This window comes from Geothrix fuzhouensis, from assembly GCF_024609325.1.
Lineage (GTDB): Bacteria > Acidobacteriota > Holophagae > Holophagales > Holophagaceae > Geothrix > Geothrix fuzhouensis.
On record NZ_JANHMQ010000001.1, the window covers coordinates 1,537,621 to 1,560,853 of the forward strand.

The following is a 23,233-nucleotide window of genomic DNA, read 5'->3' on the forward strand; positions in this document are numbered from 1 at the left end:
GCCCCCAAGCCAGCGGGAGCATGCGACCTACTTTCTGGCGGATCGGCTCCCTGTCGCTACACTTTGGGCTTTCCCTTCCTCGCAGGACGCCATGGTCTCCCCCTTCCGCGGACCCTCTCTCCCCGACGACCTCGGCCTGGGCCTCCAGGGGGGGTCCCATCGCGGCGTCAACAAGGACGGTTCCTTCAATGTGCGCCGCCTGGGCCTTCCCCGCTTCCGGGCCTACGACCTCTACCACCACCTCATCACCATGGGCTGGGGCCCCTTCCTGGGGCTGCTGTTCCTGGCCTTCCTCGTCACCAACGCCCTCTTCGCCCTCGTCTACCTGGGCGTCGGGATGGAGCACTTCATCCGGCCGGGCGGTGAGACGCTCTCGGCCCGCCTGGAGGATGCCTTCTTCTTCAGCGCCCAGACGCTCACCACCGTGGGCTACGGGCACATCAGCCCCAGAGGCACCCTCGCCAGCTCCGTGGCGGCCCTGGAGTCCCTCCTGGGCCTCCTCACCTTCGCCCTGGCCACGGGCCTCCTGTATGGGCGGTTTTCCCGGCCCCAGGCCTGCCTGCGCTTCAGCGCCAGGGCTGTGGTGGCCCCCTACCGGCAGATCACGGGCTTCATGTTCCGCCTCGTCAACATGCGCAGCAATCAGCTCATCGAAGTAGAGGCGACGGTGAGTCTGTCGTTCGAGGATCCGGAATCCGGCCTGCGCCGCTACACCCTGCTGCCGCTCGAGCGCTCGAAGATCCACCTCTTCCCGTCCAACTGGACCGTGGTCCATCCCATCGACGAGGAGAGCCCCCTTCGGGGCATGACGTCCGAGGACCTGCGCCGGGCCAAGGCCGAGTTCATCGTCCTCATCAAGGCCTTCGACGACACCTTCTCGCAGACCATCTACGCCCGAACCTCCTACACTGCCGAGGAGGTGAGCTGGGGCGCGAGGTTCAAACCCATGATCTTCGCGACGGCGGACGGCATGACCGAGCTGGATGTGGGACGCCTGGATGCCCTGGAAGAGGCCGTCAGCCCCCCTGGCTCAATTCCATCAGCACACCACCGGTCTCTGATGGGTGGATGAAGGCCACGCGGCAGCCGTGGGCGCCGTTCCGGGGGGCCTGGTCGATCATGCGGACGCCCTTGGCCAGGAGCTGGGCCACGGCGGCGTCGATGTCGTCCACCTCGAAGCAGACGTGGTGGATGCCGGGGCCGCGCTTCGCCAGGAACTTGCCGATGGGGCCCTCGGGATCGGTGCTCTCCAGGAACTCCAGGGTGCTCTCGCCCACGGGGAAGAAGGCCGTGGTCACCTTCTGCTCGGGCACGGCCTCGGTGTGGTCGGCGCCCATGTCGAAGAGGCGCGCCATCCGCGCCATGGCCTCGTCCAGGCCCGGCGCCGCGATACCCAGATGATTGATGCGTAGCAGCTTCATGCGGGACTCCCGTGCCCCAGTGTACGGGACCGGGGCGGCAGTGACCTCAGTGCTGGCAGGCGGGGGCCATGCCCAGGATCACGGTCCCATCAGCCAGCTGGATCTTGCCCTTGCTGCCCAGGAAGGCGATGACGCCGTCGAAGTCGAAGGTATCCCCATGGCAGTTGCAGTAAGTGGCCGCGGCGCCGTGGGCGGCGACGGAGGCGGCACGCAGCTCCTCCAGGCGGCAGGTCCCACCCTTCCCCACCAGGAGGGACAGCAGGTCGTGGCCGTAGAGAGGGTCGGTCATGGGGGCTCCAGTTCAGGAGTCATGGCTCCTGAATCCAGTGTACCGGGGTTGGCGGTGATCGGGATCACGCCCCCTGAAGGGCCAGTCCCACTTCCCGCAGCAGGGGCTCGGGGCTGAGGTTCCGGGTCAGGTTCCGCAGGGACTCCAGGGCAGCCTCCTGGGCCGGCCTCAGGTCCCGGGGCTGGGCCGCCAGGGGTTCCAGGGCCTCCCGCCAGGGTTCCAGCGCCGGAGCTTCGCCAGCACGCAGCCGAGCCACGTCTGCCAGGAGACGCAGGAGCAGCTCCAGGGGTTGGCGCAGCTGCTCGCCCTGGGCCACGGACGAATCCCGTTCGGGCAGCAGGGCCTGGCCGGCCTCACTGAAGGAACGCCCCCCCAGCAGCGCGAGCCAAGCCTCGACCTGGGCCTCGGCCCGGCGGAAGGCAGCTTCGTCCAGGAAGCGCAGGCCTCCCTCCCCCAGGGCGGTCCAGCGGGGGCGGTCCACCTCGGTCCAGCCGTTCTGGAGGGCGACGGCCCAGGCCTCCTCCGGGCCCAGAGGCGCGAAGGGGATGCGCTCGCAGCGGCTGCGGATGGTCTGGAGCAGGGCTTCGGGGCGATGCGACACCAGGATGAAATGGGTGCCCTCGGGCGGCTCTTCGAGGGTCTTCAGCAGGAGGTTGGCGCTGTTCTCGTTGAGACGGTGGGCTTCCTCCACGAGGATCCAGCGATGGCAGCCCACGGGAGGCGCCAGCGAGGCCCACTCGATGACGCCCCGGCTGAACCGCGGCTGGCGCTCGGAATCGAGGCCCTCGCGGATCTGGTCGATGCGGATGACCCCAGCCTTCCCTTCGGGAACGATGCGCAGCAGGTTGGGCAGCTCGAAGGGCAGGTCATCCCCCATCACCATGCGGCAGCCCTCGCACTGGCCGCAGGCGTTGCGGCGGAAGCAGATCTCGCGCCGGGCCAGTTCCAGGGCCACCCGGCGCTTGCCGATGCCCTCGGGCCCCGTGAAGAGCAGCGAGCCGCGGATCCGCCCCCCCTGGAGGCGGTCCAGCAGTCGCTGGCGGATGGCGTGGTGGCCGACGAGGTCCTGGGCGAACATCAATCCACCTGGAACCCGGCGCTGCGCAGGAGCGGCGCCACCCGGGCCCAGATGGAGGCTTCCACCTGATCCACGGGATCCCGCGCCGGCACCAGGGCCACCCGGGCAGGGTGGGCCTGGGCGATGACCAGGAAGCGGTTCCGCACCTTGCGGTGGAATTCCAGGGCCGCCTGGTCGAAGCGGGTTTCCGCGAACTCCCCCCCCAGCGACAGGTTGCGGACCTCCACCCGCTGGAGCGACACCTCCGGATCCATGTCCAGCAGCACGGTGAGGTTCGGGCGCAGGCCCCGCAGCACGATCTCGCTGAGGCGGTCCAGAGTGGCTTCGGAGACACCGCAGGCGCCCTGGTAGGCCCGGGTGGAATCCTCGAAGCGATCCACCAGCACCACCTTGTCCTCGGCCAGAGCGGGCCGGATCACCTTCTCCAAGTGCTGAGCCCGGTCCGCATAGAAGAGCAGCAGCTCGGCATCCGCGCACCAGGTTTCGCCGCTGGCGTGGGGCTCGAGCAACAGGCGACGGAGTTCCCGGCCCAGGGTCGTGCCGCCGGGCTCCTTGGATACCACCAGGGGCAGGCCGAGATGCCGCAGCCGCTCGGAGAGCCGCAGCATCTGGGTCGACTTCCCCGAACCCTCAACGCCTTCGATGGTGATGAACACGCCCCGCAAGCGGACCTCCGTCCGATGAGGATACCCGGGGGTCGGGCCTTCGCGGTTTGGCCGCCTTCCGCCGCAGTGCTATCCTGCTTGAAACTCCAGGAGTTCCAGGTGGCCGAAGCGATCCATTGCCCCAGCTGCTCCACCCGATACCGCCTGCGTCCAGAGCGGTTGAAACCCTTCCTCCGCCGGGCCCGGTGCTTCTCCTGCGGCGAAGTGTTCCCCCTGCATGACGCGGCCCCACTCCCGCCGCCCGAGGCCCCTGCCGCCACCGCCAGTTACGACCTGGCGGACATAGCCGCTGCCCTGGAGCCGGTGCCAGCCGCCCACCTTGAGGAGGCACCGCCGGCCCCCTCCTCCCTGACCCTGGGCGATCTGGAGAGCACGGACGCGGAAATACTGGAAAAGACCCTGTCGGGCCTCTCGACATCCCTTCCCGGGATACCGGGTGAGGCCGCACCGATCGAAGCAACTCCGGTAGCGGTGGCCCCCTTCGCCGCGCCCTCAGTCGCCCCCGTGGCCCCCGACGCCGCGGTGCCGGAAGTCGGCGAGGACACCCTGACCGGCACGTACAGCTCCGCCCGGGATGCCATCAGCAAGTTGTTCGCCGGCATGCCGGAGGTCCCCTCAGCGTCGAAGGCTCCCAAGGAGTCCGGGCCCACGGACATGGAAGCCACGCTGTCGGCCCTGGAGGCCACCCTGGGCAAGGGGGGCGCCACCCCCCCCGGCCTGCCGCCCAGATCGGACGGCGACGAGCCCACCTTCACGGGCCACCTTCCGGAGACCCTCCAGGCGCCCTCCACCGCCACGATGCGCCTCTCCCAGGAGGACCTCATGGCCGCCCTGCGAACGGGCGCGCCGAGCCAGCCCACGGAGGCCTTGCGGCCCTCGGACTTGTTGTCCCCTCTCCCGGCACCGCCGAGTCCGGCCCCCTCGCCCGTCCAGGCCACTGAACCCGCTCCGGCCGAGGACACTGGCGCTGAACGGCTGCGCCTGAAGATCGGCGAGGAAATCTACCCGAGCCTCACCATGGCCCAGCTGGCCGCCTGGATCGAGGAAGGCCGGATCCTGGAGCACCACCTGGTGGCCAGGCAACACAGCGAGAACTGGCTGGAAGCCCACAAAGTCCCCGGTCTGCGTCCGATCTTTGAACGCCTGCGGCGCGAGCGCGGGGACGCGGGCTCCTCCTTCGATTCCCCCATCCTGGAGATCGCTCCCAAGAAGAGCCTCTTCGGTGGCCTTTTCGGGAAGAACTGACATGCAGATCCTCGCCCTCGCCGCCCTCGTCTGCCTCACCCAGGCCCCGGCCACTCAGCCGCCAGCGGCTACCCCCGCGCCTGCCCCAGTCGCCGAAGTCTCCCTCTCCTACTACGCCGAGACCCTCCCCTTCGCCTGGGATCGCATGATCCCCCTGACGGTGAACGTGGATGGCCTCAAGGTCACCAGCATCTTCTTCAACCGGCGGGAGGTGAAGCCGGGGTTCTTCAACATCCTCCAGGGCGCCGAGTTCGGCACCCGGGCCCAGGTGGAGGTGACGAATACCGCCAAATACCCCAAGGTTCCGGGCTTCGCCGTGGCCGTGCTGGACAAGGACGGCAAGCTGCTGGGCGTGGCTTCTGGCGGCACCAAAGTCGGCACCATCAAGCCCGGCGAGACCGAGACCTTCGACCTGAACTTCACCCAGGTGAAGGAACGCCTCGCGAAGGGCGACCGGTTCTTGCTGGCCATCGAACTGAGGAACTGACCTCCATCCCAGTGACGTTGGGCGGTGGCGACGGCTCGGGTCCCACCGACCCCGGGATCGCCTCAAACCTACGAGGAGGGCCATGCCCATGGATTCCCCCCTCTCCGCCCGACTGGAACCCGGCCGCGCCCTGGTGGCCCTTCAACGGGAATGGATCACGCCTGAGCAGTTCCGGGAGATCCTCCACTGCGGCCCAGATGATGGCCCGCAGTTGGAGCGTCTGCAGCGGGAAGGGGTGATCCCGGCCGAGCGTCTGGCGGAAGTGTACGGATCCACGGTGTTGCTGGCCCCGAAGGCGGCGATTGAACGGCTGGGAGAGGCCTTCATCAAGGCCGCCGCCTCTGGGGAGGCCCTCAAGAAGGGTGATTGGATCGCCGCGCGGTATCGCATCCTTGACAGCCTCAACGGGGCCTTCGGCCGGGTCTACGTTTGCGAGGCGAAGACCGGCGAGGCCTACCGGCGAGGGGACAGCCGGGTCGCTCTCAAGACCCCTCTCCGCCAGCACCTCATCGGACCCAGGGCCCTGGACGCCTTCCACACTGAGGCCGCCCAATGGATTGCTCTTGGCGCCCACCCGAACATCGTCCTGGCCTATGGCGTGGAGGAGCACCTCCGGCTGCCCTTCCTGGTGATGGAGTACGTCGAGGGGGCCCGAAGCCTGCACCACGAAATCCAGGCCGGACGGATGAACTGGCTCCGGGCCCTGTGGGTGGCCGTGGACGTGGCCCGGGGTCTGGCCTATGCAGAGCGGCGGCTCGGCCTCGTGCACGGGGACCTCAAGCCCTCCAATCTCCTGATCACGCGGGAGGGATCCGTGAAGGTCGCGGATTTTGGCCTCTCGCTCTGCCCGGGGCTTGGGACAGACGCCGAGGCGGACACCCTGGCTGGCACATTCGGCTACGTCGCGCCGGAGATGTACCTGGAGGCACCCTGTCGGACTTCGCAGACGGATGTGTACGCCTTCGGCGCGACCCTCTTCGAGGCGGTCACCGGCCGGCGACCCTTCCCGGACGACCAGCCCTGGCTCAACCGCGTACAGGACCCACCCGACCCAAGGCGCACGGATCCCAGCCTGCCGGACCCCTTCGCCGACCTGATCCTCGCCTGCCTCCAGCGCGATCCCGAGGCACGGCCGGCCGGATTCCAGGAACTGGTGCCAGCCCTGGAGGCGATGCACCTGCGGCTGCAGGGAACCCCACCGCCACCGTCCCTGGAGCCGGACGCCCCTGCCCAGGCCGACGCCCTGGCCAACCTCGCCGGCTCCTGGCTGAACCTCGAGCGGTTGGGAAAGGCGGAGGACGCGGCCAGAACGGCCCTGCGGCTGGATCCGGCCCATTGGAAGGCCCACTGCGCCCTGGGCCGCGTGCGGATGCGCCGGGGCGACTTTCCCGGGGCTCTGGCCTGTTTTGAATCCGCTCATCGAAGCGCCCCGGAGGAGGTGATCCCGTTCGTGAACGCAGCCCTGGCCGCCCGAGACGCCGGGGACGACCAGCGAACCTCCTCCTGGTTGGAGCGGAGTATCCGCAGGTGCCACGAGACGGGACGCTACGCGGAATTGAACGCCATCTCCCTCTTGCTGGTTGAGCGGCTGCCTGCAGACGAAGCCCTGGACCTGATCGCCCGCATCCTGGCTGAGGATCCCGCGGCGGTCATGACGTGGAACAACCAGGCGATTCTCTTCCGCTGGCAGGGCCGTCCAGACGAGGCATTGGCAAGCGCCGAGCGAGCCCTCATCATCAATCCCATCTACGCCAAAGCCTGGAGCAACCGGGCCACGGCCCTGGTGGAGCTGGGGCGCTTCGGCGAGGCTCTCGAATCCGCTAGCAGGGCCCTGGAACTCGATCCCCGGGTGGCAGCCGCCTACGCAGCCAAGGCCACGGCCCTGGCCCAGCTGGATCAGCTTCCGGAGGCCCGCGCCTGCCTCCAGAACGGGCTCCGGATCCTGCCGGATCATCCCCTGCTGATCCGGGCCTGTCAGGCCTTCAGCTAGGCTCTCTTGAACCGGCGCGCCAGGGGTTGGATCAGGGCGCGGCGGACCCACCGGCGGAGCCGGGGCGATCGCTCGATCCACCGGGCCAGCGGCGGGGAGATCCGGTAGTAGGCGTCCACGGCGAACCGGCCGAAGCGACGTCTCAGCAGCCGTTCGTCCCGGAAGCCCCGCAGAACCTCGACCTCCCAGGCATCCGGGGATCCGCAGGCGGCGGTGGCGATGAAGCAGCCCCCCTTCTTGAGCGGAAAGGCGACCAGGCTGGCCTTCCCGCGCTGGTGCAGGAGGACCTTGCTGCAGGCCGGGGACATCCGGACCCGCTGTAGGCCCTCCCGGCGCTGGGCCGCGATCGGGTCACCCACGGGGTTCCCGCTCCAGTCCAAGTCCCCGATCACCCAGAGGTCCGCCAGGGAGACCGGCTTGTACCCGTTTTCGAACCGGGGCAGAACTTCCTCCCACGTGCCGAAGGTCACTGGAGACCCCGTGAGCATGAAGGCTCCGTGGTCCAGTTGCGCCCCGGCCTCGCCGTTGCCGTCGCAGGCCAGGTATAGGACCCCCCCCTTGCGCCCTTGAAGCCGGGCCTCGATCAGGGGCAGGATCCCGAAGAAGGCCACCACATGCTTCCGGGCCCGCTCATCCAGTTCCAGGACCAGTTCGAGGTTCTTACTCTCCCGTTGGGCGGTCCACTGTGCCATGAGGGACCGGAGTGCCGCCACTTCTTCGGGCAGGAGGGTTTCGATCCGATGGCCGCGTGAATCCGCGTACTCGGCCATCTGGAAGCGCTCCTGGATGGATTCCAGGAACTGCGTGGTCGCCCGTTCGATGCCTTCATCACTCATGGGACCTTTCATCTGGGCTGGGCCTCATGGCTCCGCACGCACCACCTTCACGGTGCCCTTGGGCCTCATCAGAACCTTCACCTTCCAGGGTTGGGCGAAGGCCTGGGTGACGAAGGCATCGGGGGCTGGCGGCCGCACCCGCCAACGAACAAGGAGGTCGTCCCCCTGGGGCACGGCGTTCAGGAATTCGAGGGTGAAACCACCCGTGGGGCGCCGCCCCGCGAAAGCCACCACGGCACAGCAGCGGGTGAAGTCCAGGGGCGGGGCCGACTGGTCCAGGCGACGCCAGAGCCGGTTCCACTGCGCCGTGTTGGTCACAACCTCGGCGCTGGTCTCGGAGTCACCGTGGTACCGTCCCCGCCACTCCTGGTCCTCCACCCCCTGGGCCATGCCCGCAGCCAAGCGGACAGGCGAGGTGCCCAGCAAAAAGCAAAGGGACAGCACGAACAGTTGCGCGTTCATGGGCCTCTCCGGGAGTCAGGGATCTCCACCGGTGGCGCGGGGGCGATGCGACCCAGGAGCGCCAGGACGAGGAACACAACCAGGGGAAGGAGGATCCCAGCGTCGACGCCCCAGGGATCAGGGCCCAGGATTCCGATGATGCCGCCGAAAAACGCCCCCAGAGAGGCCAGCGCGAATCGCCTGAAGCCAGGCCAGAACCGGGTCTTCCCCAGGTGGAGGTAGAGGGCGGTGCCGAGGAGGCCGGCCAGCACGCCGGTCACCGCCGCGGCGAGGTTCTCCCCGTGTGCCCCCACGCGGTGGTTGGCGGCCAGGGCGGAAGCGATGATGGCACCGATGGACCCGAAGAGGGCGAAGCGCAGAAGATGGCCGATCGCGCACGCCAAGCGTTCCGACCAACCCTGGACCGGCCGGTCGGACGGCTGCTGGAGCCAGTCCACCGCCAGCAGGAGCAGGATCCCGGCCAGGACCGTGCCTCCCAGGATCAGGAGGCCGAGCATCGCCCCTTTCCACTGGCCGTGGAGAAGCCGGGGCAGCACCACCGCCAGGGCCAGAAAGACCAGCGTCGCCAGAAGGAACAGGTCATGCCGCACGAACCCCGCCCGGCGGCCGGGCCGGGGGATCGGGCAGGCAGAAAAGGTCCTGTTCTCCATCGGGCATCCAGGCAGGGGGGTCGCCCCAGGATCGCAGTCCCAACACCTTCGTCAAGGCCATTGGGCTAGTTCGTGACTTGAATCGGGCCCGGATCATCCGATACTGCCCTCCAATCCAACCACCTGCGAGGACCCATGCCGCGAAACTGGACGCGCATCGTCATGAAGGGGAAGGCTCAGGTGATCCCTGCGGTCTGCCCCAACTGCCTTGGTCCGGCGGACCTGAAAATCCGCTACGGCTACAAGGGCCTCGAGGGTTGGGTGACCCGTACCACCTACTATCAGACCTTCACCTACTGCGGGACCTGCCGTCCCCAGGCCGCCTCGGGGGCGACCCTGCGGCGCTGGGGGTACGTCGGGGTGGTCCTCGGATTCATCGCCACCATCGCGGCCTCGGTCGCCCTGTCCGATGTCCTGCGGGACCCGGTGACAGGTGTCTGCACCAGCCTCATGGCCAACCTCGCCATCGCCGGGGGTGCGGTGGTCGGGCTGGGGGTCGCAGTACTCACCTATCTGGCGGCCCGCTACCTCAAGCGCCGGCGCCACCCGCTCCAGCCGAGTCAGGCGGTCTGGGGGCAGGCTGCCTTCTACACCGGCAGCGGCCGGTGGGGCCTCGACGCAGGCACCTCCGTCTACGTCGCGGCCCAGCCGCAGTGGATCGCCGCCCTCGCCCACGCCAATCCCGAGCAGGTGGACGAGGCGACCTACCAGGGCCTGACCGGGACAGCCCGGCCTTCGGCAATGCCCGAGCGCCCGTTTGGTCCTGCCTGATGCGGGTCCGGTTGGAGGATCTGCCGCCCGATCGTCTGGACCGCCTCCGGCGGATCGTCCAGGCGCGGGGTCTGGGCGAGGGAACGCTTTATCGAACCGATGGCAGGCGATGGCTGCCCGTCATGGGGGTGCTCTGCCTCGGCCTCGGCCTCGCCTCCGCCTGGATTCTGATGGCGGACTTCCAGGACTGGCCTCGCCCGGCGGATGCCTACGTGCCCTGGGTGGGACTCCTGGGCCTGGTCTACGGTCCCTTGGCCCTGGTGGAGTACGTCCGGGTCCTCCGGGCCGAGTTCCCGCCCTTTCTCCTGCTGACCCCCTTCAATCTGGTGAAGGGCCGGGGCAGCCACCGCCCCCTCGACATCTACCGTCTTCCCGAGGCCCGCGCCTTCCAGCGGGTGCAGGAGTACTCGGGGACGAAATGGACGGGTCAGGCCTACGAATTCGACTTCGATGCCAAGGAGCGGTTCCGCTTCATCCTGCAACGGAAGGAGGAGATCGCGACCGCCGACCGTGCCCTGGCCCTAGCCCAGGCCGCAGGTCGCGGCGAGCCGCTCCCCGACCTCCCCATCTGCCGGGCCGGGGATGTCGGCCCGGGGTACGTCAGGCCCGATGGCAAACCGGGGGCCGTGGAGAAGTTCTTCGATCCCGCCTCCGAGACCTGGCTGGTCGTCCTCGGCTTCCTCTGCCTTGGGTTCATTCCCTACGCCATCTTCCGGTGAGCCTGCGCCGGGGACCGGCTTCGTGAGCCCCACGTCGGATCGGAACTGTCCCTGCTTCCACCCCTGGCCGACCGTCAGTTCGCTTCCTGCTCGTGGTAGTGGGCCAGCAGCTCGGCGGGGGTGACCGTGGCCGTGCCCACTTTGGCGACGACCAGGCCCGCGGCGGCATTGGCCAGCATGGCGGCTTCCCGCCAGTCCGCACCGGCGGCGATGGCGGCGCTGAAGGCGGCGATGACGGTATCGCCAGCGCCGCTCACGTCGAAGACCTCGCGGGCCTCGGTGGGCACCATCCAGGGCGCCCGGTGGTCGCCGTCCGGCGCGAAGAGCGCCATGCCGCGCTCGCTGCGGGTCACCAGCAGGCCCTGCAGGCCCAGCTCGGCCACCAGCGCCCCCCCGGCCTCGGCCACCTCCATATCCGACTTGGCGGCGCGGTGGGTCAGCTCTGACGTTTCCTTCGTGTTGGGCGTCATGAGCGTCGCGCCCCGATAGAGGGCTTTGTGCGCCGGCTTGGGATCCACGATCCAGGGCAGGCCCTTGGCCGCGCAGAGCTCCCGCACCGCCGCCATGATCGGTTCGTTCACCGTGCCCTTGGCATAGTCGGAGACGATCAGGGCCGAGGCCTCGCCCAGGGCGCGCTCCAGGCGGTCCTTCAGGCCCATCAGCACGGCGGCCTCCGGCGGCCCGGCCTCCTCGCGGTCGATGCGCAGCATCTGCTGCTGCTGGCCGATGACGCGGGTCTTGATGATGGTGGGGCGCGAGGGATCCAGCACCAGCCCGGAGATGGAGATGCCCAGGCGGCCCAGCAGGCCCAGCAGCCGGTCGCCCGCGGTGTCCTTCTGGAGCGTGCCGATGAGCAAGGGCTCGGCCCCCAGGGCCTTGAGGTTGGCCGCCACGTTGGCCGCCCCGCCCAGCACCGCCTGCTCACGCACCACCCGCACGATGGGCACGGGCGCCTCGGGCGAGATGCGGCTCACTTCGCCGAAGAGGTACTCGTCCAACATCACGTCGCCCAGCACGGCCACCTTGCAGCCATCCACGCGCCGGAGCAGCGACTCAGCCTGGGCGCGGTCAAGCCTCACAGGTCCACCTGCTTCGCCTGATCCACCAGCATCACGGGAATGCCGTCCTCGATGGGGTAGAGCAGGCCGCACCTCTGGCAGTGCAGACCCTCGGCCTTCTCCACCAGGTCGCCGTGGCAGGCCGGGCAGCAGAGGATCTCGAGGAGGCGCGGATCGAGCGGCATGGGATCAGCTTATCGGAATTGGCCCCAGGGGGTGACCGTCCGCCCGAACACCACGCTGAGGCCTGGGATCAGCGGAAGAACACGAATGTCTCGATGAGGAACAGCGGCAGCAGCACCGCCGCCGACCAGCCCATGTAGGCGAGGAAGGTCGGCATCTCCAGGCCGCTGTGCTCGGCGATGGCCTTCACCATGAAGTTGGGCCCGTTGCCAATGTAGGTATTGGCGCCCATGAACACCGATCCACAGGCCACGGCCTTCAGCAGCGCTGGAGAGGTCTGGGCCAGGGCTCCGAGGGAGGCGCCGCCCCCTCCTGCCATCACGCCTGCTTTGGCAGCGGCGAGCGAGGCGAAGGTGAGGTAGGTTGGGGCGTTGTCCAGGACGCTGCTCAGGAGCCCGCTCACCCAGAAGAAGTGCCAGGGCCGGTCCAGGGGAAGGAGGGCCGCGTGGGCCCGCAGGAGGTCCAGGGCGGGGAGCATGGCGCCGAAGATCCCCAGAAAGAGCCCCGCCACCTCGCCAAGGGGCTCAAAGCTGAAGTGGTTCCGCCGGAAGGGCACTTCGCCGGCAGGGTGGGCCTTTCTCGCAAGGGCCAAGGCCACAATGCCCCCCAGCGCAAGGATCTGGGCGACCTTGCATAGGGCCTCCGCCCGCGCGTCGCCCCAGCCCGGCCGCAGGGCGGGGAGGAGCAGCTGGCCCGCCCCCAGCACCACGGCGAGAATGCCCAAGAGGAGCCCCACATTCACCCAACCCTGGATGTGGAGGGGCCGCTCCGCCTGCCGGAGGTCCTCCACCAGGGCATGCTTGGTCTCCATCTCCTCCCGGTGAAAGACGATCTCGTCCAGGAAATGGAAGATGGTGAGCAGGAGGGCCTGAAGCAGCGCCCACTGGGGCAGCAGGCCCAGGGTCCAGGCGAAGGGCACGCCTTTGAGAAAGCCCAGGTAGAGCGGTGGATCCCCCAGGGGCGTCAGCAGCCCGCCGGTGTTCGACACGACGAAGATGAAGAAGACCACGACGTGGGTCTTGTGGCGTCGCCGGCGGTTGGCGTGGAGCAGCGGGCGGATCAGGACCATGCTGGCTCCCGTGGTGCCCATCACGTTCGCCAGCAGGGCGCCCACAGCGAGGAAGACCGTGTTCAGCCAGGGCAACCCGGAGAATGCCCCCGAGAGGTGGATGCCGCCGCTCACCACGTAGAGCGAGGCCAGCAGAGCCATGAAGGCCAGATAGTCCAGGAGGGTTTCCAGCAGCCGCGCTGGATCTCCCGCCACGGAGAAGTGGAAGCCGACGCCCACCAGGCCACAGACCGCGGCCAGTACCCACTTGTTCCGCAGGTGCGCCCACCAGCCGGAGAGCTTCGGAACCAGTGGAAAGCAGGCGATGGCCGCGAGGAGGAGGAGGAAGGGCGCGAATCCAGCCGCGGAAGACCAGGGCCCGAGACCTTGAAAGGCTTCCAGCCCTGTTCCACCGGCCATTGATGTCTCCGGAAGCACGGCGCCCGATTCAGAAGCTCTTCGTGATGGTGAAGGTCACGGTGCTCTTTCCGATGTTCCGTCCCATGACGTTCTCGTAGATGGTGAGGTCGTGGTCGGCGGCGCGGGATTTGGCGTCCGTATCGGTGGCGGCCAGGGTGAGGACGTAGCCCTTGATCTCCTTGGCGATGCCGAGCTTGTAGTCCGAGTAGCTGAACAGCGCGTTGTCTCCGGTCACGTAGCTTCCGTTGAAGAAATAGCCTGGGTTCGCCTTGGTTGCGTAGGCCGTCCTGCCTCCATGCGCCAGCACAGTCCATCCACTTCCACCAAGAGGGATCGCCAGGGTGAGATCGGCATAGCTCGTCCCACCGGAGTTGTTGACGCCGAACGTGTTCGCGCTGATGACCTGCGAGTACTTCAGGGTGGCCCAGGCGTAACTCAGGCCCAGGTAGGCCTCGGTGGTGGCGGGGTTCCGATAGGCGCCGAGGTTGTCGTAGGTGCCCGGGTAGAGGTAGCGGAAGAGGCCCACGTCCAGGGTCCAGTCCTTGGCGAAGCCCCACTTGTAGCCACCGAACAGATCCAGTTCCACCGCCGCGGAATTCACCTTGCCCGGCTCGTAGAGGGGCGCCCCCACCGCGGCCGGTGACCCCAGGCCAGTCGGGGCGCTGGCGACCCCTGCGTTCTGGTCCGTGAACCAGGAGATGTTGCTGAAGCTCGTGCTGAGGTAGAACCCGGATGGATGGACCAGGTCCAGTTCCGCCTGGACCGTGGGCTTCCCATCGGTCTGGGTGAGCCCGCGGAAGATGTATTGGGAGCCGATGGTGGCCGAACCGCCCAGGGTGAAGCCCAGGAGCGCGGGCGGAGGGGGAGTGGCGGGGCTCTGGGCGGCGAGGTCCAGAGCGAGGGCCACCCCCATGGCAAGGGGTTTGAGCAGAGACATGTGGGGACTCCTGGGAGGAGGCGATGGAGGCGAGGGCAGAGGCTCCCCCACCCGCGGCCGGCATCGCCGCGGGTGGGCCCCCCTGCCCGGTTGGGTTCAGTGGTGGCGGAGGGGTTCCGGGGTCAGGGCCTCGATATCAAGTTCTCCGGTTCGGATCCGGATCACCTGGTCCAGGGGGCGGACGAAGATCTTCCCGTCGCCCACCTCCCCGGTGCGCGCGGCCCCGAGAATGGCCTTGATGGTGACGTCCACGAAGGGTTCCGAGACCGCGATATCGAGTTGCACCTTTTCATGGAACTCGTACGCCATCTGGGCGCCTCGGTAGGTCTCCACGGCGATCTTCTCCCCGCCGTGGCCCGCCACCCGGATGATGGTCAGGCCCGTGACCTCGGCAGCGAAAAGGGCGGATTTCACGTCTTCGAGCCGCTCGGGCCGGATGATGGCTGTGATGAGCTTCATGCCTCACCTCCCAGGGGGGCGGCAACGGGTGCGGGCGTCGGCCTGACTGCGACCGCCGGCTTCACGATTTTGGGGAAGACCAGCACCGGGGTGTTCACCGTGGCACCGTCGCCTGGATAGGCCGGGGCGGATACTTCATGGAAGTCGAGACCGGCCATTTCCTGTTCGGGCGAGACGCGCATGCCGAGGGTCTTGTCCAGCACCTTGAAGAGCGCGTAGCTCGTCACCCCGACCCAGAGGAGGTTGGCGCCGATGCCGATGAACTGCGCGACGAGCTGGCGGCCATCCCCGTAGAAGAGGCCGGTGACCCCGGAGGCGGCGCCGTTCAGGCCCTGGCCGTAGGTGCCATCCGCGAACAGTCCCAGGGCGATGAGCCCCCAGGCCCCGTTCACCCCATGGACGGCGATGGCACCCACCGGATCGTCGATCTTCAAGGTGTTCTCGACGAAGAGGGCCGCCACGACCACCAGCACCCCAGAAATGGCCCCGATGAGCACGGCCGAAGGCGCGGTGACGAAGGCGCAGGGGGCTGTGATGGCCACCATACCGGCCAGCATGCCGTTCACGGCCATGGACAGATCAGGCGCGCCGAATTTCTTCCAGGTATAGAGGTAGGCCAGCAGGGCGCCTGAGGCCGAGGCCAGCATGGTGTTGGTGGCCACGACGGCGATGCGGAGATCCGTGCCCGCCAGGGTGGAGCCGGCATTGAACCCGAACCACCCGAAGGCCAGGATGAAGCAACCAAGTACCCCCATGGGCAGGTTGTGGCCTGGGATGGCCTGGGCCTTGCCCTTGATGAACTTCCCGATCCGCGGGCCCAGGACGATGGCGCCTGTGAGGGCCATGACGCCGCCGGTGAGATGCACCACGCCGGAACCGGCGAAGTCCACGTAGCCATGGCCAAGACCGAGAGTCTTGCCGAGGGTGGACAGCCAACCCCCGCCCCAGGCCCAGCACCCGAACACCGGGTAGATCAGGCTTGAGGCGACGAGGGCGTAGATGATGAAGGCGGACAGCTTCCAGCGTTCAGCCATCGACCCCGTGGGAATGGTCAAGGCGGTGTCCATGAACACCATCTGGAACAGGAACATGGCGAAAGCGGAAACGTCATAGGCCGCGCCCGTGAGGAAGAAGCCCTTGGCACCGAACAGGCCCCAGAGGTTGCCGTGGATCGTGGGTCCGATGAGCTTCGACATGCCTTCCGGGGCGCTGAGGGCCGCCCCCATGGTCGCGCCGGAGCCACCCATCTGCAGGGCGTAGCCCACGGCCCAGAAGCCGAGGATGCCGAGGCCATACACCATGAAGTTCATCATCATGGTGTGGGCGGCGTTCTTGGCGCGCGTGAAGCCCGTCTCCGCGAGAGCGAACCCTGCCTGCATGAACATCACCAGGAAGCCCGCCAGGAGAACCCACACGAAGTTGAGGGCCACGCGGGTCTGTCCCACCGCGGCGCCGATCTCCTGGAGCGTCGGGGCGCCGGCGGTCTGGGCCGGCACGTTCTGGATGCCGCCGGTGGCGCCGCCGTTGGGATCGGCCGCGAAAAGCAGCGGGGAAAGGGCCACAAAGGCCGCTGCCACCGCGAGGGCCCTGTACAGGGTTCGGCGGTTCATGGGAGATCCTCCTTCATTCGGGCGGGGGATCGGTGTGGCCTTTGCCGTGGGAATCCGTTAGGACGGGCCAGGCCACGATCCGTTCCGATCCTCCTTGAGTCCAGGGACCGACCATCGGACCCTTGTGCCCGAAAGAGAGAGCAGGGAACGTGCCTGTTGGAAATACCGCCAACAATGTGTATTTAAAAATTTAAATAATTCGGTTTAATTTAAAATCAATGATCGGTTTTTATCCAAACAGGATTGACAAAAATGTAATTCAATCCTGTATATATGACAAATTTGTAACATCGAACCTCAAGAAGACCGGAACCGCTCCGGCTCCAGCCCGTACTTCTGGATCTTGTAGTTCAGGATGCGCTCCGTGGTCTGCAGGAGCCGGGCGGCGCGGGACCGGTTGCCCCGGGCCGATTTCAGGGCGTCCTGCAGCAGATCCCGTTCGAAGGCGGCCACCGCATCGCCCAACGCCGCCCCCGGCACGGTACCGGATACCTCGGCGGTCTGAAGGGAGGGCGGCAGGTGGTGGGCGTGGATCACCCCGCCTTCGCAGACAAGGATGGCCCGCTCGATGGCGTTCTCCAGCTCCCGGACGTTGCCGGGCCAGTGGTAGGCCGCCAGCATGTCGATGGCCGAGGTGGAGATGCGGCGGACATCCTTGCCCTGGGCCGCGGCGATCTTCTCCACGAAATGGTCCGCCAGCAGGAGGATGTCCGCCTGGCGCTCCCGCAGAGGCGGCATGAAGATTTCGAAGACGTGCAGCCGGTAGTAGAGATCCTCCCGGAAGGTGCCGGCCTTCACGGCGGCCTCCAGGTTCCGGTTGGTGGCGGTCAGCAACCGCACGTCCACCTTCACGGGCCGCACGCCCCCCAGGCGCTCGAACTCCCGTTCCTGGAGGACCCGCAGCAACTTCACCTGGGTGGCCGGGGACAGCTCGCCCACTTCATCCAGGAACAGCGTGCCGCCATGGGCCAGCTCGAAGCGGCCCTTCTTCAGCTGACGGGCGTCCGTGAAAGCGCCGGGCTCGTAGCCGAACAGCTCCGACTCGATGAGGGTCTCCGGCAGGGCGCCACAGTTCACCTTTACGAAGGGCTTGTCCGCCCGCGGCGAGTTGTAGTGGAGGGCGTGGGCCACCAGCTCCTTGCCGGTGCCGGACTCGCCGCGGATGAGCACCGTGGTGCTGCTGGGCGCCGCCTGGGCCACGGCCTCGTAGACCCGCTGCATGGCGTGGCTGTGGCCGATGAGGTGATGCAGGTCGTAGCGCTCCCGGAGCTCCAGCCGCAGCTGCTGATTCTCCTCCACCAGCCGCTGCCGGTCTGCCGCCACGAGCTTCGCCACCTTCATGGCCAGGCCCACCATGGAGGCCGCGATCTGGAGCAGCTTGGTGTCCCGGTCGAAGTCGCGGTGGCGGTCGAAGGGCACCGTGAGACAGAGGGTTCCCGCCGTCTTCCGGTCCAGGAACACCGGGATGCAGAAGAAGGACATGTCCGATTTCTTCCGCTTCTGCTCCTTCAGGACGCCGGTGCGATCCAGGAACAGCGGCTCCTGGCTGGCCTGTGGCACCACGATGGCCTTGCCGCTGGCCAGCACCCGCCCGTTGATGCCCTCGCCCAGGCGGTAGCGGGCCCGCGCCACTCCCTGGCTCGACAGGCCGCGGGCCGCCTCGATCCGCAGGGCCGTCCCCTCCTCGTCGGCCAGCAGGATCGCGCCGTTCAGCGCCCCGAAAGCCTCTGCCAGGATCTCCAGCACCCGCGGCAGCGATGCCCGGATATCGGAAGCCGCCAGAGCCTGACTCAGCTCCAGCAGGGGCGAGAGGTGAAGGGCATCCTCCGAGGCGGCCATGGGGGCTCCGGCAATAGGTTCTACAAAATTGTGTCAGAAATGGATCATTACGACAATTTTGTATGACCGCTCTCGACGGGACCTTGAACCCTTGCCCGAGGAGGTTCGCAGATCAGAACCGCTTCTCGATCACGCGCCAATCGATGAGCGGCTTCACGGCGTCCACGTACTTGGCCCGCCCCGTGGCGCCGTAATCCTTCACGTAGGCGTGTTCCCAGACGTCCACGACGAGGAGGGGCTGGGTGCCCACGGCCACGGCGTTCTCGTGGTCCTGGAACCAGGCGTTCATGAGCCGCCCGGTGACGGGATCCTTCACGAGGGCGCCCCAGCCGATGCCCGGCATGGTGCAGGTGGCCTTGAAGGCGGCCCACCACGCATCGAAGGAACCCCAGGTGCCGGCGATGGCCTGGTGGAGCGGATGCGTCGAGCTGGGCTTGGCGGCGTGTTGGGAGATGGCCTCGAAATAGAGCTCGTGCAGGCGCATGCCGCTGAACTCGAACCCCAGACGCCGGCGGAGTTCCTGCACCATCGGACTGGCTTTGCCCTCCTTCTCCGCGGCGAGCACGTCCTTCAGGAGCGCATTGGTGCGGGTGACGTAGCCCTTGTAGAGGGTGAGGTGCTCGGCCACCAACTCCTTGCCGAGGCCAGTCAGCCCTGTGCCGAAGTCGAACGCGCGGGGAGCGTACTCCGCCAGGGGATGGCCGGTGGGCTTCACGTCGGTCGGGTCGGGGCTTAGGCCCTTGGCATGCAGGCCGGCGCCCACGGCACCGGCGGCGAGGGTTCCAAGAAGGGTGCGACGGTCCATGGCGGCTCCCGAGAAAGGACCCCAGCCTAGTCCATGTCATCTATCAATCCAAGCGTTTGATAAATATGAATATGACTAATAAAAAAACAGCAATATCTCAGCATTTCCAGAACGAACTCCAGGCGCCGCTAAGCCAAGCCGGAGCGTGGGTCGGTGGGCAGGCCTTCCTGCTCCTCGCCTGTTCTCGCGTCGCCTTGACGGTTCCGCGCCTCCCAGTCCAGGATGGAACACCCTGGACCGCCCATGACCCCCCGCTTCCATACCTATTATTGGTTCCCGCACACGGATCGTGCGTGGCACGGCGAGGGTCCAGCCTGACACCTGGAACATCCCACTGACCACCCCGATCCTCCCAAGGGACCGGGGTTTTTCATTTTCTTCCGGAAGGCCCAGCCATGACCCACCAGGCGCTTGAGAACCTCAACATTGATTCGTTCGACCGCATGCCCTCCCCGGCCGAGGTCCACGCGGCCCTGCCCGTCCCGGATGGCGTGGCCGAGACCGTGGCCGGCGGTCGCCGGGACCTGCAGCGCATCCTGACCCGGGAGGATCCCCGCCTGGTGGTGGTGGTGGGGCCGTGCAGCATCCACGATCCGGTGGCCGGCCTCGACTACGCGCGGCGGCTCAAGGCGCTGTCAGACGAGGTCGCGGACACCCTGCTGCTGGTGATGCGGGTCTACTTCGAGAAGCCGCGCACCGCCACGGGTTGGAAGGGTTTCATCAACGACCCGCACATGGATGACTCCTTCCACATCGAGGAGGGCATGCGGAAAGCCCGGGAGTTCCTGCTTCGCATCGGCGAAGTTGGCCTGCCTGCCGCCACCGAGGCCCTGGACCCCAACACGCCCCAGTACATCGGCGACCTCATCAGCTGGACGGCCATCGGCGCCCGGACCTCCGAATCCCAGACCCACCGGGAGATGTCCAGCGGCCTCTCCACACCCGTGGGCTTCAAGAACGCCACGGACGGTGATCTGGCGGCCGCCGTGAACGCCATCCTCTCCGCCTCCCGGCCCCACAGCTTCCTGGGCCTGAACGACCAGGGCTCCGCCGCCATCGTCCGCACCCGGGGCAATGCCCACGGTCACCTGGTGCTGCGCGGCGGCGGCGGCCGCCCCAACTACGACACCGTCAGCATTGCCCTGGCTGAAGTCGCCCTGCGCAAGGCGGGCCTGCCCGAGAACATCGTGGTGGACTGCTCGCACGCCAACAGCCACAAGAACCCCCACCTCCAGCCCCTGGTCCTCCAGGACTGCGCCCATCAGATCCTGCGGGGGAATAAATCCATCATCGGTGCGATGGTCGAGAGCTTTCTGGTGGAAGGCAACCAGCCCATCCCGGCAGACCTTTCCACCTTGAAATACGGCTGCTCCGTCACGGATGCCTGCCTGGGCTGGGACGACACGGCCGCGATGCTCCGGGAGACCCGGGACCTGCTCAAGGATGTGCTGCCGTCTAGGGCCTGTAGATCTCGGTGACCAGATCGCCACCACGACCGAAAGTGACCATGACATCTCCGTTGGGGAAACGGATGGAACGATGGCCTGCCCGGGGCAAGGCCAGGTTATCCGCCGGTGACCACACTTGCGTGGCGGGGTCGTAGAGCTCGGCGCTGCCGAGGATGGCGTTGGAAGAATCCCTACCCCCCACCACCAGAACCTTGCCGTTCGTGAGGAGGTCAGCCGAATAGCGTGTGCGCACCGATCCCATGGCGGAAGTCGGGAGCCAGCCGTTCGTCGCGGGATCGAATATTTCAGCACTGTCCAAGGTCCCGGAAACCCCAGTCCCGCCTGTCACAAGTACCCTCCCATCCGACAGCAGGGTGGCCAGGTGGCCACTGCGGGCCGTTCCGAGCGTTCCCACGGCGGTCCAGGTCTCTCCAGCAGGATCGTAGAGTTCAGCGTTGGCGATCGGATCAGAGAAACTGCCACCACCGACCACCAACACCTTCCCGGTGGGAAGCAAGGTGGCGGTGTGGCCGGAACGGGCGATTGTGGGGCCGGTCGTGGGTCGCCAAGTTGAGGTGGCGGGCTCGTAGAGTTCGGCGCTCTTCAATTCGATGCCTCCGCCGGAACCGCCCACGACCAGGACCTTCCCGTTCGGGAGCAGCGTGGCCGTATAGCCGCGTCGCATCTCGTTTAGATTGCCAACCGACGTCCAGGACCCTTCAGCAGGGTTGTAGAGCTCAGCGGTGGTGAAGCCTGGCTGCGACTGCGAGTCACCGCCTACCACCAGCACTTTCCCATCCGAGAGCAAGGTGGCTGTGTGACTCATGCGGGTCGCCCCCATGTTATCTGTGGGCGTCCAGTATCCCGTTTCAGGGGCGGCGATTTCCGCATCGTTTAGGTTTCCTCGCGGGAAGTTCTCTCCTCCCGCGACGAGCGCCTGCCCGTTCGCGAGAAGGGTGGCTGTGTGGAACTCGCGGGGGGCTCTCGGTTGCCCAGGCAGTGGCTTCCAGGTCCCGGCTCCCGGGTCGTAGATTTCAGAACTGGCGATATCATAGAAGTACAGGGATCCACGGCCGCCGGTCACCAGGACCGTACCGTCCTGGAGCAGGGTGGCTGTGTGGCCGAACCGCCCCGTTCCCAGGTTGCCGGCGGTTGTCCAGGTCGCTGCCACGGGATCAAAGATGGCCGTGCTGAAGAAGAAATTGTCACGGCGTTCACCACCCGCCATCAGCACCCGCCCATCCGGGAGGAGGGTGGTCGTATGAAAGCGGCGTTCTGGCCCCATGGTGGCCGTGGGAGTCCAGGTCCCGCTCCCGGGATCGTAGATTTCGGCGCTGGACATATCCCAGGGGAAGATTGAACCTCCGGTCACGAGGACTTTCCCATCCGCGAGCAGAGTGGCCGCGCACTCGTTCCGCGCCAGGGTTAGGCTGCCGGTGGAAACCCAGGTGCCGTTCGCCGGGTCGTAGAGCTCCGTGACGGGGTTGTCTTCGGAGCCCCCGGCCACCAGGACCTTCCCATCCAGCAGCCGCGTGGCCGTGTGGAAGGTCCGCGCGATGCCCATGCTGCCGGTGGACGTCCACTTCTCAGCGGCAGGGTCGTAGACTTCCGCGGTGGCCGTGTCACCGCCTGCTGCGAGCACCGTCCCGTCCAGCAGCAGCGTGGCCGTGTAGGCGCGCCGCGAGGTTCCCGGTTTGCCCGTGTGATGCCAGGTTCCCGAGGCGGGGTCGTAGAGCTCGGCCGTGCCATTGCCAGCCACCAGCACTTGGCCGGTGTTGAGGAGGGTTGAGGTGTGCCTGTCCCGCGGGTTCGCCATGCTGTCGACGAGGTTCCAATGCCCCGTCTCGGGATCGTAGACCTCGGCGCTGTTCCCGCCGCCGCCTGTCACCAGCACGCGGCCACTGGGGAGGCGTGTGGACTGGCAAGGGTACCTCGTGACGGATGCACCTCCGTTCTTGACCAGCCAGGTTCCCGTCTGGATGGTGACCTTCCGAGTGGAGGCGACAGCATCCCCGGCCTGGTTCTGGACATCCACCTTCAGGTGGAAGGTGCCCACCGATGGGCCTGCCGAGAAGCTGATCACGTGGGTACCCTGTCCGGCAGTGATGCTGGCTCTGCCGTTGTCGGGAACGATGGACCAGAGGTAGGTCATTCCCTGCTGGTGGGGCACGCTGGCCTTCATCCAGGTATCGCCGGGGTGGGTTTTCAAGGGCAGTGCCAGTTCAGCGTTGGGGGCGGCCACCACGGTGGCGGAGGCGCTCCCAGAGCCGCTGCCGCCATAGGCCGTGACGACCACCTGGGCGGTTAGGGTGGTGCCGGCTACGCCGGCGGTAAAGGTGATGGCGCGGCTTCCCTGGCCTGAGGTGAGCGTCCCCCCGGTCAAGGTCCAGGCATAGACGGCCTTCGGCCCCCAGTCCGAGGTGGTCGCCACGAGCCCCGCCCTTTTCTCGGTGACGAAAGGAGCCAGGTTCACCACCGGGTTCTCGGGCGGAATCTCGGACTTCACCGTCTGGTCCGTGAGCTGGGTCAGGACGGTGATCCCGGCCGGAGCAGCCTGGCTCCATAGGGCGCCGCCCACCACCCCCAGGGCCAGGAGCACGGGCACACAAAGGAGGCGAATAAGCGTCGCCGCGCATCGACTGATCCTTGACCAAGCCATTAGATACCCCCTGTAAACGGAAGTCGTTGGCCGCTGCGATGAGGACCACTGGCCCTCTCCCGTGATCAGTGATCACTGTAAAAACAAGTTCATAGGCGATTACAACATCACCTTATTACATGAATATGCCATTCACCCCTGGGCGCAATGTTGA

At 67.3% G+C, this 23,233-nt stretch carries 23 protein-coding genes; 7 read left to right on the forward strand and 16 right to left on the reverse strand.

Annotated features, from left to right (window positions below):
• Window positions 1–91 precede the first annotated feature (91 nt).
• Window positions 92–1,072, forward strand: coding sequence for an ion channel (locus tag NOV74_RS06955; RefSeq protein ID WP_257310463.1), 981 nt, complete (start codon window positions 92–94; stop codon window positions 1,070–1,072).
• Here NOV74_RS06955 and mce read toward each other — a convergent pair.
• From mce to tmk, 4 genes are all read right to left on the reverse strand, one after another.
• A complete protein-coding gene (gene mce, locus NOV74_RS06960) occupies window positions 1,017–1,421 on the reverse strand; it encodes a methylmalonyl-CoA epimerase (RefSeq protein ID WP_257310465.1) in 405 nt (134 codons plus the stop codon). The two genes, NOV74_RS06955 and mce, sit on opposite strands and share 56 nt — an antisense overlap.
• A 46-nt stretch (window positions 1,422–1,467) precedes the next feature.
• Complete coding sequence (locus NOV74_RS06965; protein WP_257310466.1) at window positions 1,468–1,710, reverse strand: DUF2492 family protein; 243 nt, start codon at window positions 1,708–1,710, stop codon at window positions 1,468–1,470.
• A 64-nt stretch (window positions 1,711–1,774) separates the two neighbouring features.
• The gene (locus NOV74_RS06970; protein WP_257310468.1) at window positions 1,775–2,788 is read right to left on the reverse strand and encodes a DNA polymerase III delta subunit-related protein; all 1,014 of its coding nucleotides are present in this window, start codon (window positions 2,786–2,788) and stop codon (window positions 1,775–1,777) included.
• Window positions 2,788–3,444: a dTMP kinase gene (tmk, locus tag NOV74_RS06975; protein WP_257310574.1), complete on the reverse strand. Its 657-nt coding sequence runs from the start codon at window positions 3,442–3,444 to the stop codon at window positions 2,788–2,790. Before tmk ends, NOV74_RS06970 begins: the two co-directional genes overlap by 1 nt.
• A 108-nt stretch (window positions 3,445–3,552) precedes the next feature.
• Between tmk and NOV74_RS06980 the strand changes: the two genes are divergently transcribed.
• The 3 genes from NOV74_RS06980 to NOV74_RS06990 all read left to right on the forward strand — a co-directional run bounded on the left by NOV74_RS06980 (window position 3,553) and on the right by NOV74_RS06990 (window position 7,175).
• The gene (locus NOV74_RS06980; protein ID WP_257310470.1) at window positions 3,553–4,698 is read left to right on the forward strand and encodes a zinc-ribbon domain-containing protein; all 1,146 of its coding nucleotides are present in this window, start codon (window positions 3,553–3,555) and stop codon (window positions 4,696–4,698) included.
• Window position 4,699: 1 nt separating this feature from the next.
• On the forward strand, window positions 4,700–5,185 hold the full coding sequence (locus tag NOV74_RS06985; RefSeq protein ID WP_257310472.1) for a hypothetical protein: 486 nt from the start codon (window positions 4,700–4,702) through the stop codon (window positions 5,183–5,185).
• A gap of 82 nt (window positions 5,186–5,267) precedes the next feature.
• Window positions 5,268–7,175 (forward strand): serine/threonine-protein kinase, encoded by a 1,908-nt coding sequence (locus NOV74_RS06990; protein ID WP_257310473.1) that lies wholly within the window; start codon window positions 5,268–5,270, stop codon window positions 7,173–7,175.
• Here the strand turns inward: NOV74_RS06990 and NOV74_RS06995 are convergent.
• The 3 genes from NOV74_RS06995 to NOV74_RS07005 are packed head-to-tail and all read right to left on the reverse strand — an operon-like array spanning window position 7,172 to window position 9,123.
• The gene (locus NOV74_RS06995; protein WP_257310475.1) at window positions 7,172–8,011 is read right to left on the reverse strand and encodes a CFI-box-CTERM domain-containing protein; all 840 of its coding nucleotides are present in this window, start codon (window positions 8,009–8,011) and stop codon (window positions 7,172–7,174) included. The genes NOV74_RS06990 and NOV74_RS06995 overlap by 4 nt on opposite strands.
• 24 nt (window positions 8,012–8,035) lie before the next feature.
• Window positions 8,036–8,473, reverse strand: coding sequence for a protease complex subunit PrcB family protein (locus NOV74_RS07000; protein ID WP_257310477.1), 438 nt, complete (start codon window positions 8,471–8,473; stop codon window positions 8,036–8,038).
• On the reverse strand, window positions 8,470–9,123 hold the full coding sequence (locus NOV74_RS07005; RefSeq protein ID WP_257310479.1) for a hypothetical protein: 654 nt from the start codon (window positions 9,121–9,123) through the stop codon (window positions 8,470–8,472). The genes NOV74_RS07000 and NOV74_RS07005 overlap by 4 nt, the downstream gene beginning before the upstream one ends.
• Before the next feature lie 135 nt (window positions 9,124–9,258).
• Between NOV74_RS07005 and NOV74_RS07010 the strand changes: the two genes are divergently transcribed.
• Both NOV74_RS07010 and NOV74_RS07015 read left to right on the forward strand, forming a co-directional pair.
• Entirely contained in the window at window positions 9,259–9,894 is a 636-nt protein-coding gene (locus NOV74_RS07010; protein WP_257310481.1) for a hypothetical protein, read from the forward strand.
• Window positions 9,894–10,613 carry a hypothetical protein gene (locus tag NOV74_RS07015; RefSeq protein WP_257310483.1) on the forward strand — a complete coding sequence of 240 codons (720 nt, stop codon included), beginning with the start codon at window positions 9,894–9,896 and terminating at the stop codon, window positions 10,611–10,613. Before NOV74_RS07010 ends, NOV74_RS07015 begins: the two co-directional genes overlap by 1 nt.
• 74 nt (window positions 10,614–10,687) lie before the next feature.
• On the opposite strand, the gene rfaE1 is transcribed toward NOV74_RS07015, so the two are convergent.
• From rfaE1 to NOV74_RS07055, 8 genes are all read right to left on the reverse strand, one after another.
• Window positions 10,688–11,692: a D-glycero-beta-D-manno-heptose-7-phosphate kinase gene (rfaE1, locus tag NOV74_RS07020; RefSeq protein WP_257310485.1), complete on the reverse strand. Its 1,005-nt coding sequence runs from the start codon at window positions 11,690–11,692 to the stop codon at window positions 10,688–10,690.
• Window positions 11,689–11,856 (reverse strand): Trm112 family protein, encoded by a 168-nt coding sequence (locus NOV74_RS07025; protein WP_257310487.1) that lies wholly within the window; start codon window positions 11,854–11,856, stop codon window positions 11,689–11,691. The genes rfaE1 and NOV74_RS07025 overlap by 4 nt, the downstream gene beginning before the upstream one ends.
• Window positions 11,857–11,924: 68 nt before the next feature.
• Window positions 11,925–13,322 carry a sodium:proton antiporter gene (locus NOV74_RS07030; protein WP_257310489.1) on the reverse strand — a complete coding sequence of 466 codons (1,398 nt, stop codon included), beginning with the start codon at window positions 13,320–13,322 and terminating at the stop codon, window positions 11,925–11,927.
• A gap of 28 nt (window positions 13,323–13,350) precedes the next feature.
• Window positions 13,351–14,259 carry a TorF family putative porin gene (locus NOV74_RS07035; RefSeq protein ID WP_257310491.1) on the reverse strand — a complete coding sequence of 303 codons (909 nt, stop codon included), beginning with the start codon at window positions 14,257–14,259 and terminating at the stop codon, window positions 13,351–13,353.
• Between the two features lie 96 nt (window positions 14,260–14,355).
• On the reverse strand, window positions 14,356–14,718 hold the full coding sequence (locus NOV74_RS07040; RefSeq protein ID WP_257310492.1) for a P-II family nitrogen regulator: 363 nt from the start codon (window positions 14,716–14,718) through the stop codon (window positions 14,356–14,358).
• Window positions 14,715–16,328: an ammonium transporter gene (locus tag NOV74_RS07045; RefSeq protein ID WP_257310493.1), complete on the reverse strand. Its 1,614-nt coding sequence runs from the start codon at window positions 16,326–16,328 to the stop codon at window positions 14,715–14,717. Before NOV74_RS07045 ends, NOV74_RS07040 begins: the two co-directional genes overlap by 4 nt.
• Window positions 16,329–16,625: 297 nt before the next feature.
• The gene (locus NOV74_RS07050) at window positions 16,626–18,167 is read right to left on the reverse strand and encodes a sigma-54 interaction domain-containing protein (protein ID WP_257310495.1); all 1,542 of its coding nucleotides are present in this window, start codon (window positions 18,165–18,167) and stop codon (window positions 16,626–16,628) included.
• A 112-nt stretch (window positions 18,168–18,279) separates the two neighbouring features.
• A complete protein-coding gene (locus NOV74_RS07055; protein ID WP_257310496.1) occupies window positions 18,280–18,972 on the reverse strand; it encodes a superoxide dismutase in 693 nt (230 codons plus the stop codon).
• 395 nt (window positions 18,973–19,367) lie between these two features.
• On the opposite strand from NOV74_RS07055, the gene NOV74_RS07060 reads away from it, so the two are divergent.
• A complete protein-coding gene (locus tag NOV74_RS07060; RefSeq protein ID WP_257310497.1) occupies window positions 19,368–20,450 on the forward strand; it encodes a 3-deoxy-7-phosphoheptulonate synthase in 1,083 nt (360 codons plus the stop codon).
• Here the strand turns inward: NOV74_RS07060 and NOV74_RS07065 are convergent.
• Entirely contained in the window at window positions 20,428–23,019 is a 2,592-nt protein-coding gene (locus NOV74_RS07065; protein WP_257310499.1) for a Kelch repeat-containing protein, read from the reverse strand. The two genes, NOV74_RS07060 and NOV74_RS07065, sit on opposite strands and share 23 nt — an antisense overlap.
• Window positions 23,020–23,233: the final 214 nt, after the last annotated feature.

What these genes read in the sequence shown, in the direction of transcription:
- NOV74_RS06955 (WP_257310463.1), top strand. Translation starts at nt 92, where the DNA reads ATGGTCTCCCCCTTCCGCGGACCCTCTCTCCCCGACGACCTCGGCCTG.
- mce (WP_257310465.1), bottom strand. Translation starts at nt 1,421, where the DNA reads ATGAAGCTGCTACGCATCAATCATCTGGGTATCGCGGCGCCGGGCCTG.
- NOV74_RS06965 (WP_257310466.1), bottom strand. Translation starts at nt 1,710, where the DNA reads ATGACCGACCCTCTCTACGGCCACGACCTGCTGTCCCTCCTGGTGGGG.
- NOV74_RS06970 (WP_257310468.1), bottom strand. Translation starts at nt 2,788, where the DNA reads ATGTTCGCCCAGGACCTCGTCGGCCACCACGCCATCCGCCAGCGACTG.
- NOV74_RS06985 (WP_257310472.1), top strand. Translation starts at nt 4,700, where the DNA reads ATGCAGATCCTCGCCCTCGCCGCCCTCGTCTGCCTCACCCAGGCCCCG.
- NOV74_RS06990 (WP_257310473.1), top strand. Translation starts at nt 5,268, where the DNA reads ATGCCCATGGATTCCCCCCTCTCCGCCCGACTGGAACCCGGCCGCGCC.
- NOV74_RS06995 (WP_257310475.1), bottom strand. Translation starts at nt 8,011, where the DNA reads ATGAGTGATGAAGGCATCGAACGGGCGACCACGCAGTTCCTGGAATCC.
- NOV74_RS07000 (WP_257310477.1), bottom strand. Translation starts at nt 8,473, where the DNA reads ATGAACGCGCAACTGTTCGTGCTGTCCCTTTGCTTTTTGCTGGGCACC.
- NOV74_RS07005 (WP_257310479.1), bottom strand. Translation starts at nt 9,123, where the DNA reads ATGGAGAACAGGACCTTTTCTGCCTGCCCGATCCCCCGGCCCGGCCGC.
- NOV74_RS07010 (WP_257310481.1), top strand. Translation starts at nt 9,259, where the DNA reads ATGCCGCGAAACTGGACGCGCATCGTCATGAAGGGGAAGGCTCAGGTG.
- NOV74_RS07015 (WP_257310483.1), top strand. Translation starts at nt 9,894, where the DNA reads ATGCGGGTCCGGTTGGAGGATCTGCCGCCCGATCGTCTGGACCGCCTC.
- NOV74_RS07025 (WP_257310487.1), bottom strand. Translation starts at nt 11,856, where the DNA reads ATGCCGCTCGATCCGCGCCTCCTCGAGATCCTCTGCTGCCCGGCCTGC.
- NOV74_RS07030 (WP_257310489.1), bottom strand. Translation starts at nt 13,322, where the DNA reads ATGGCCGGTGGAACAGGGCTGGAAGCCTTTCAAGGTCTCGGGCCCTGG.
- NOV74_RS07035 (WP_257310491.1), bottom strand. Translation starts at nt 14,259, where the DNA reads ATGTCTCTGCTCAAACCCCTTGCCATGGGGGTGGCCCTCGCTCTGGAC.
- NOV74_RS07040 (WP_257310492.1), bottom strand. Translation starts at nt 14,718, where the DNA reads ATGAAGCTCATCACAGCCATCATCCGGCCCGAGCGGCTCGAAGACGTG.
- NOV74_RS07045 (WP_257310493.1), bottom strand. Translation starts at nt 16,328, where the DNA reads ATGAACCGCCGAACCCTGTACAGGGCCCTCGCGGTGGCAGCGGCCTTT.
- NOV74_RS07050 (WP_257310495.1), bottom strand. Translation starts at nt 18,167, where the DNA reads ATGGCCGCCTCGGAGGATGCCCTTCACCTCTCGCCCCTGCTGGAGCTG.
- NOV74_RS07055 (WP_257310496.1), bottom strand. Translation starts at nt 18,972, where the DNA reads ATGGACCGTCGCACCCTTCTTGGAACCCTCGCCGCCGGTGCCGTGGGC.
- NOV74_RS07060 (WP_257310497.1), top strand. Translation starts at nt 19,368, where the DNA reads ATGACCCACCAGGCGCTTGAGAACCTCAACATTGATTCGTTCGACCGC.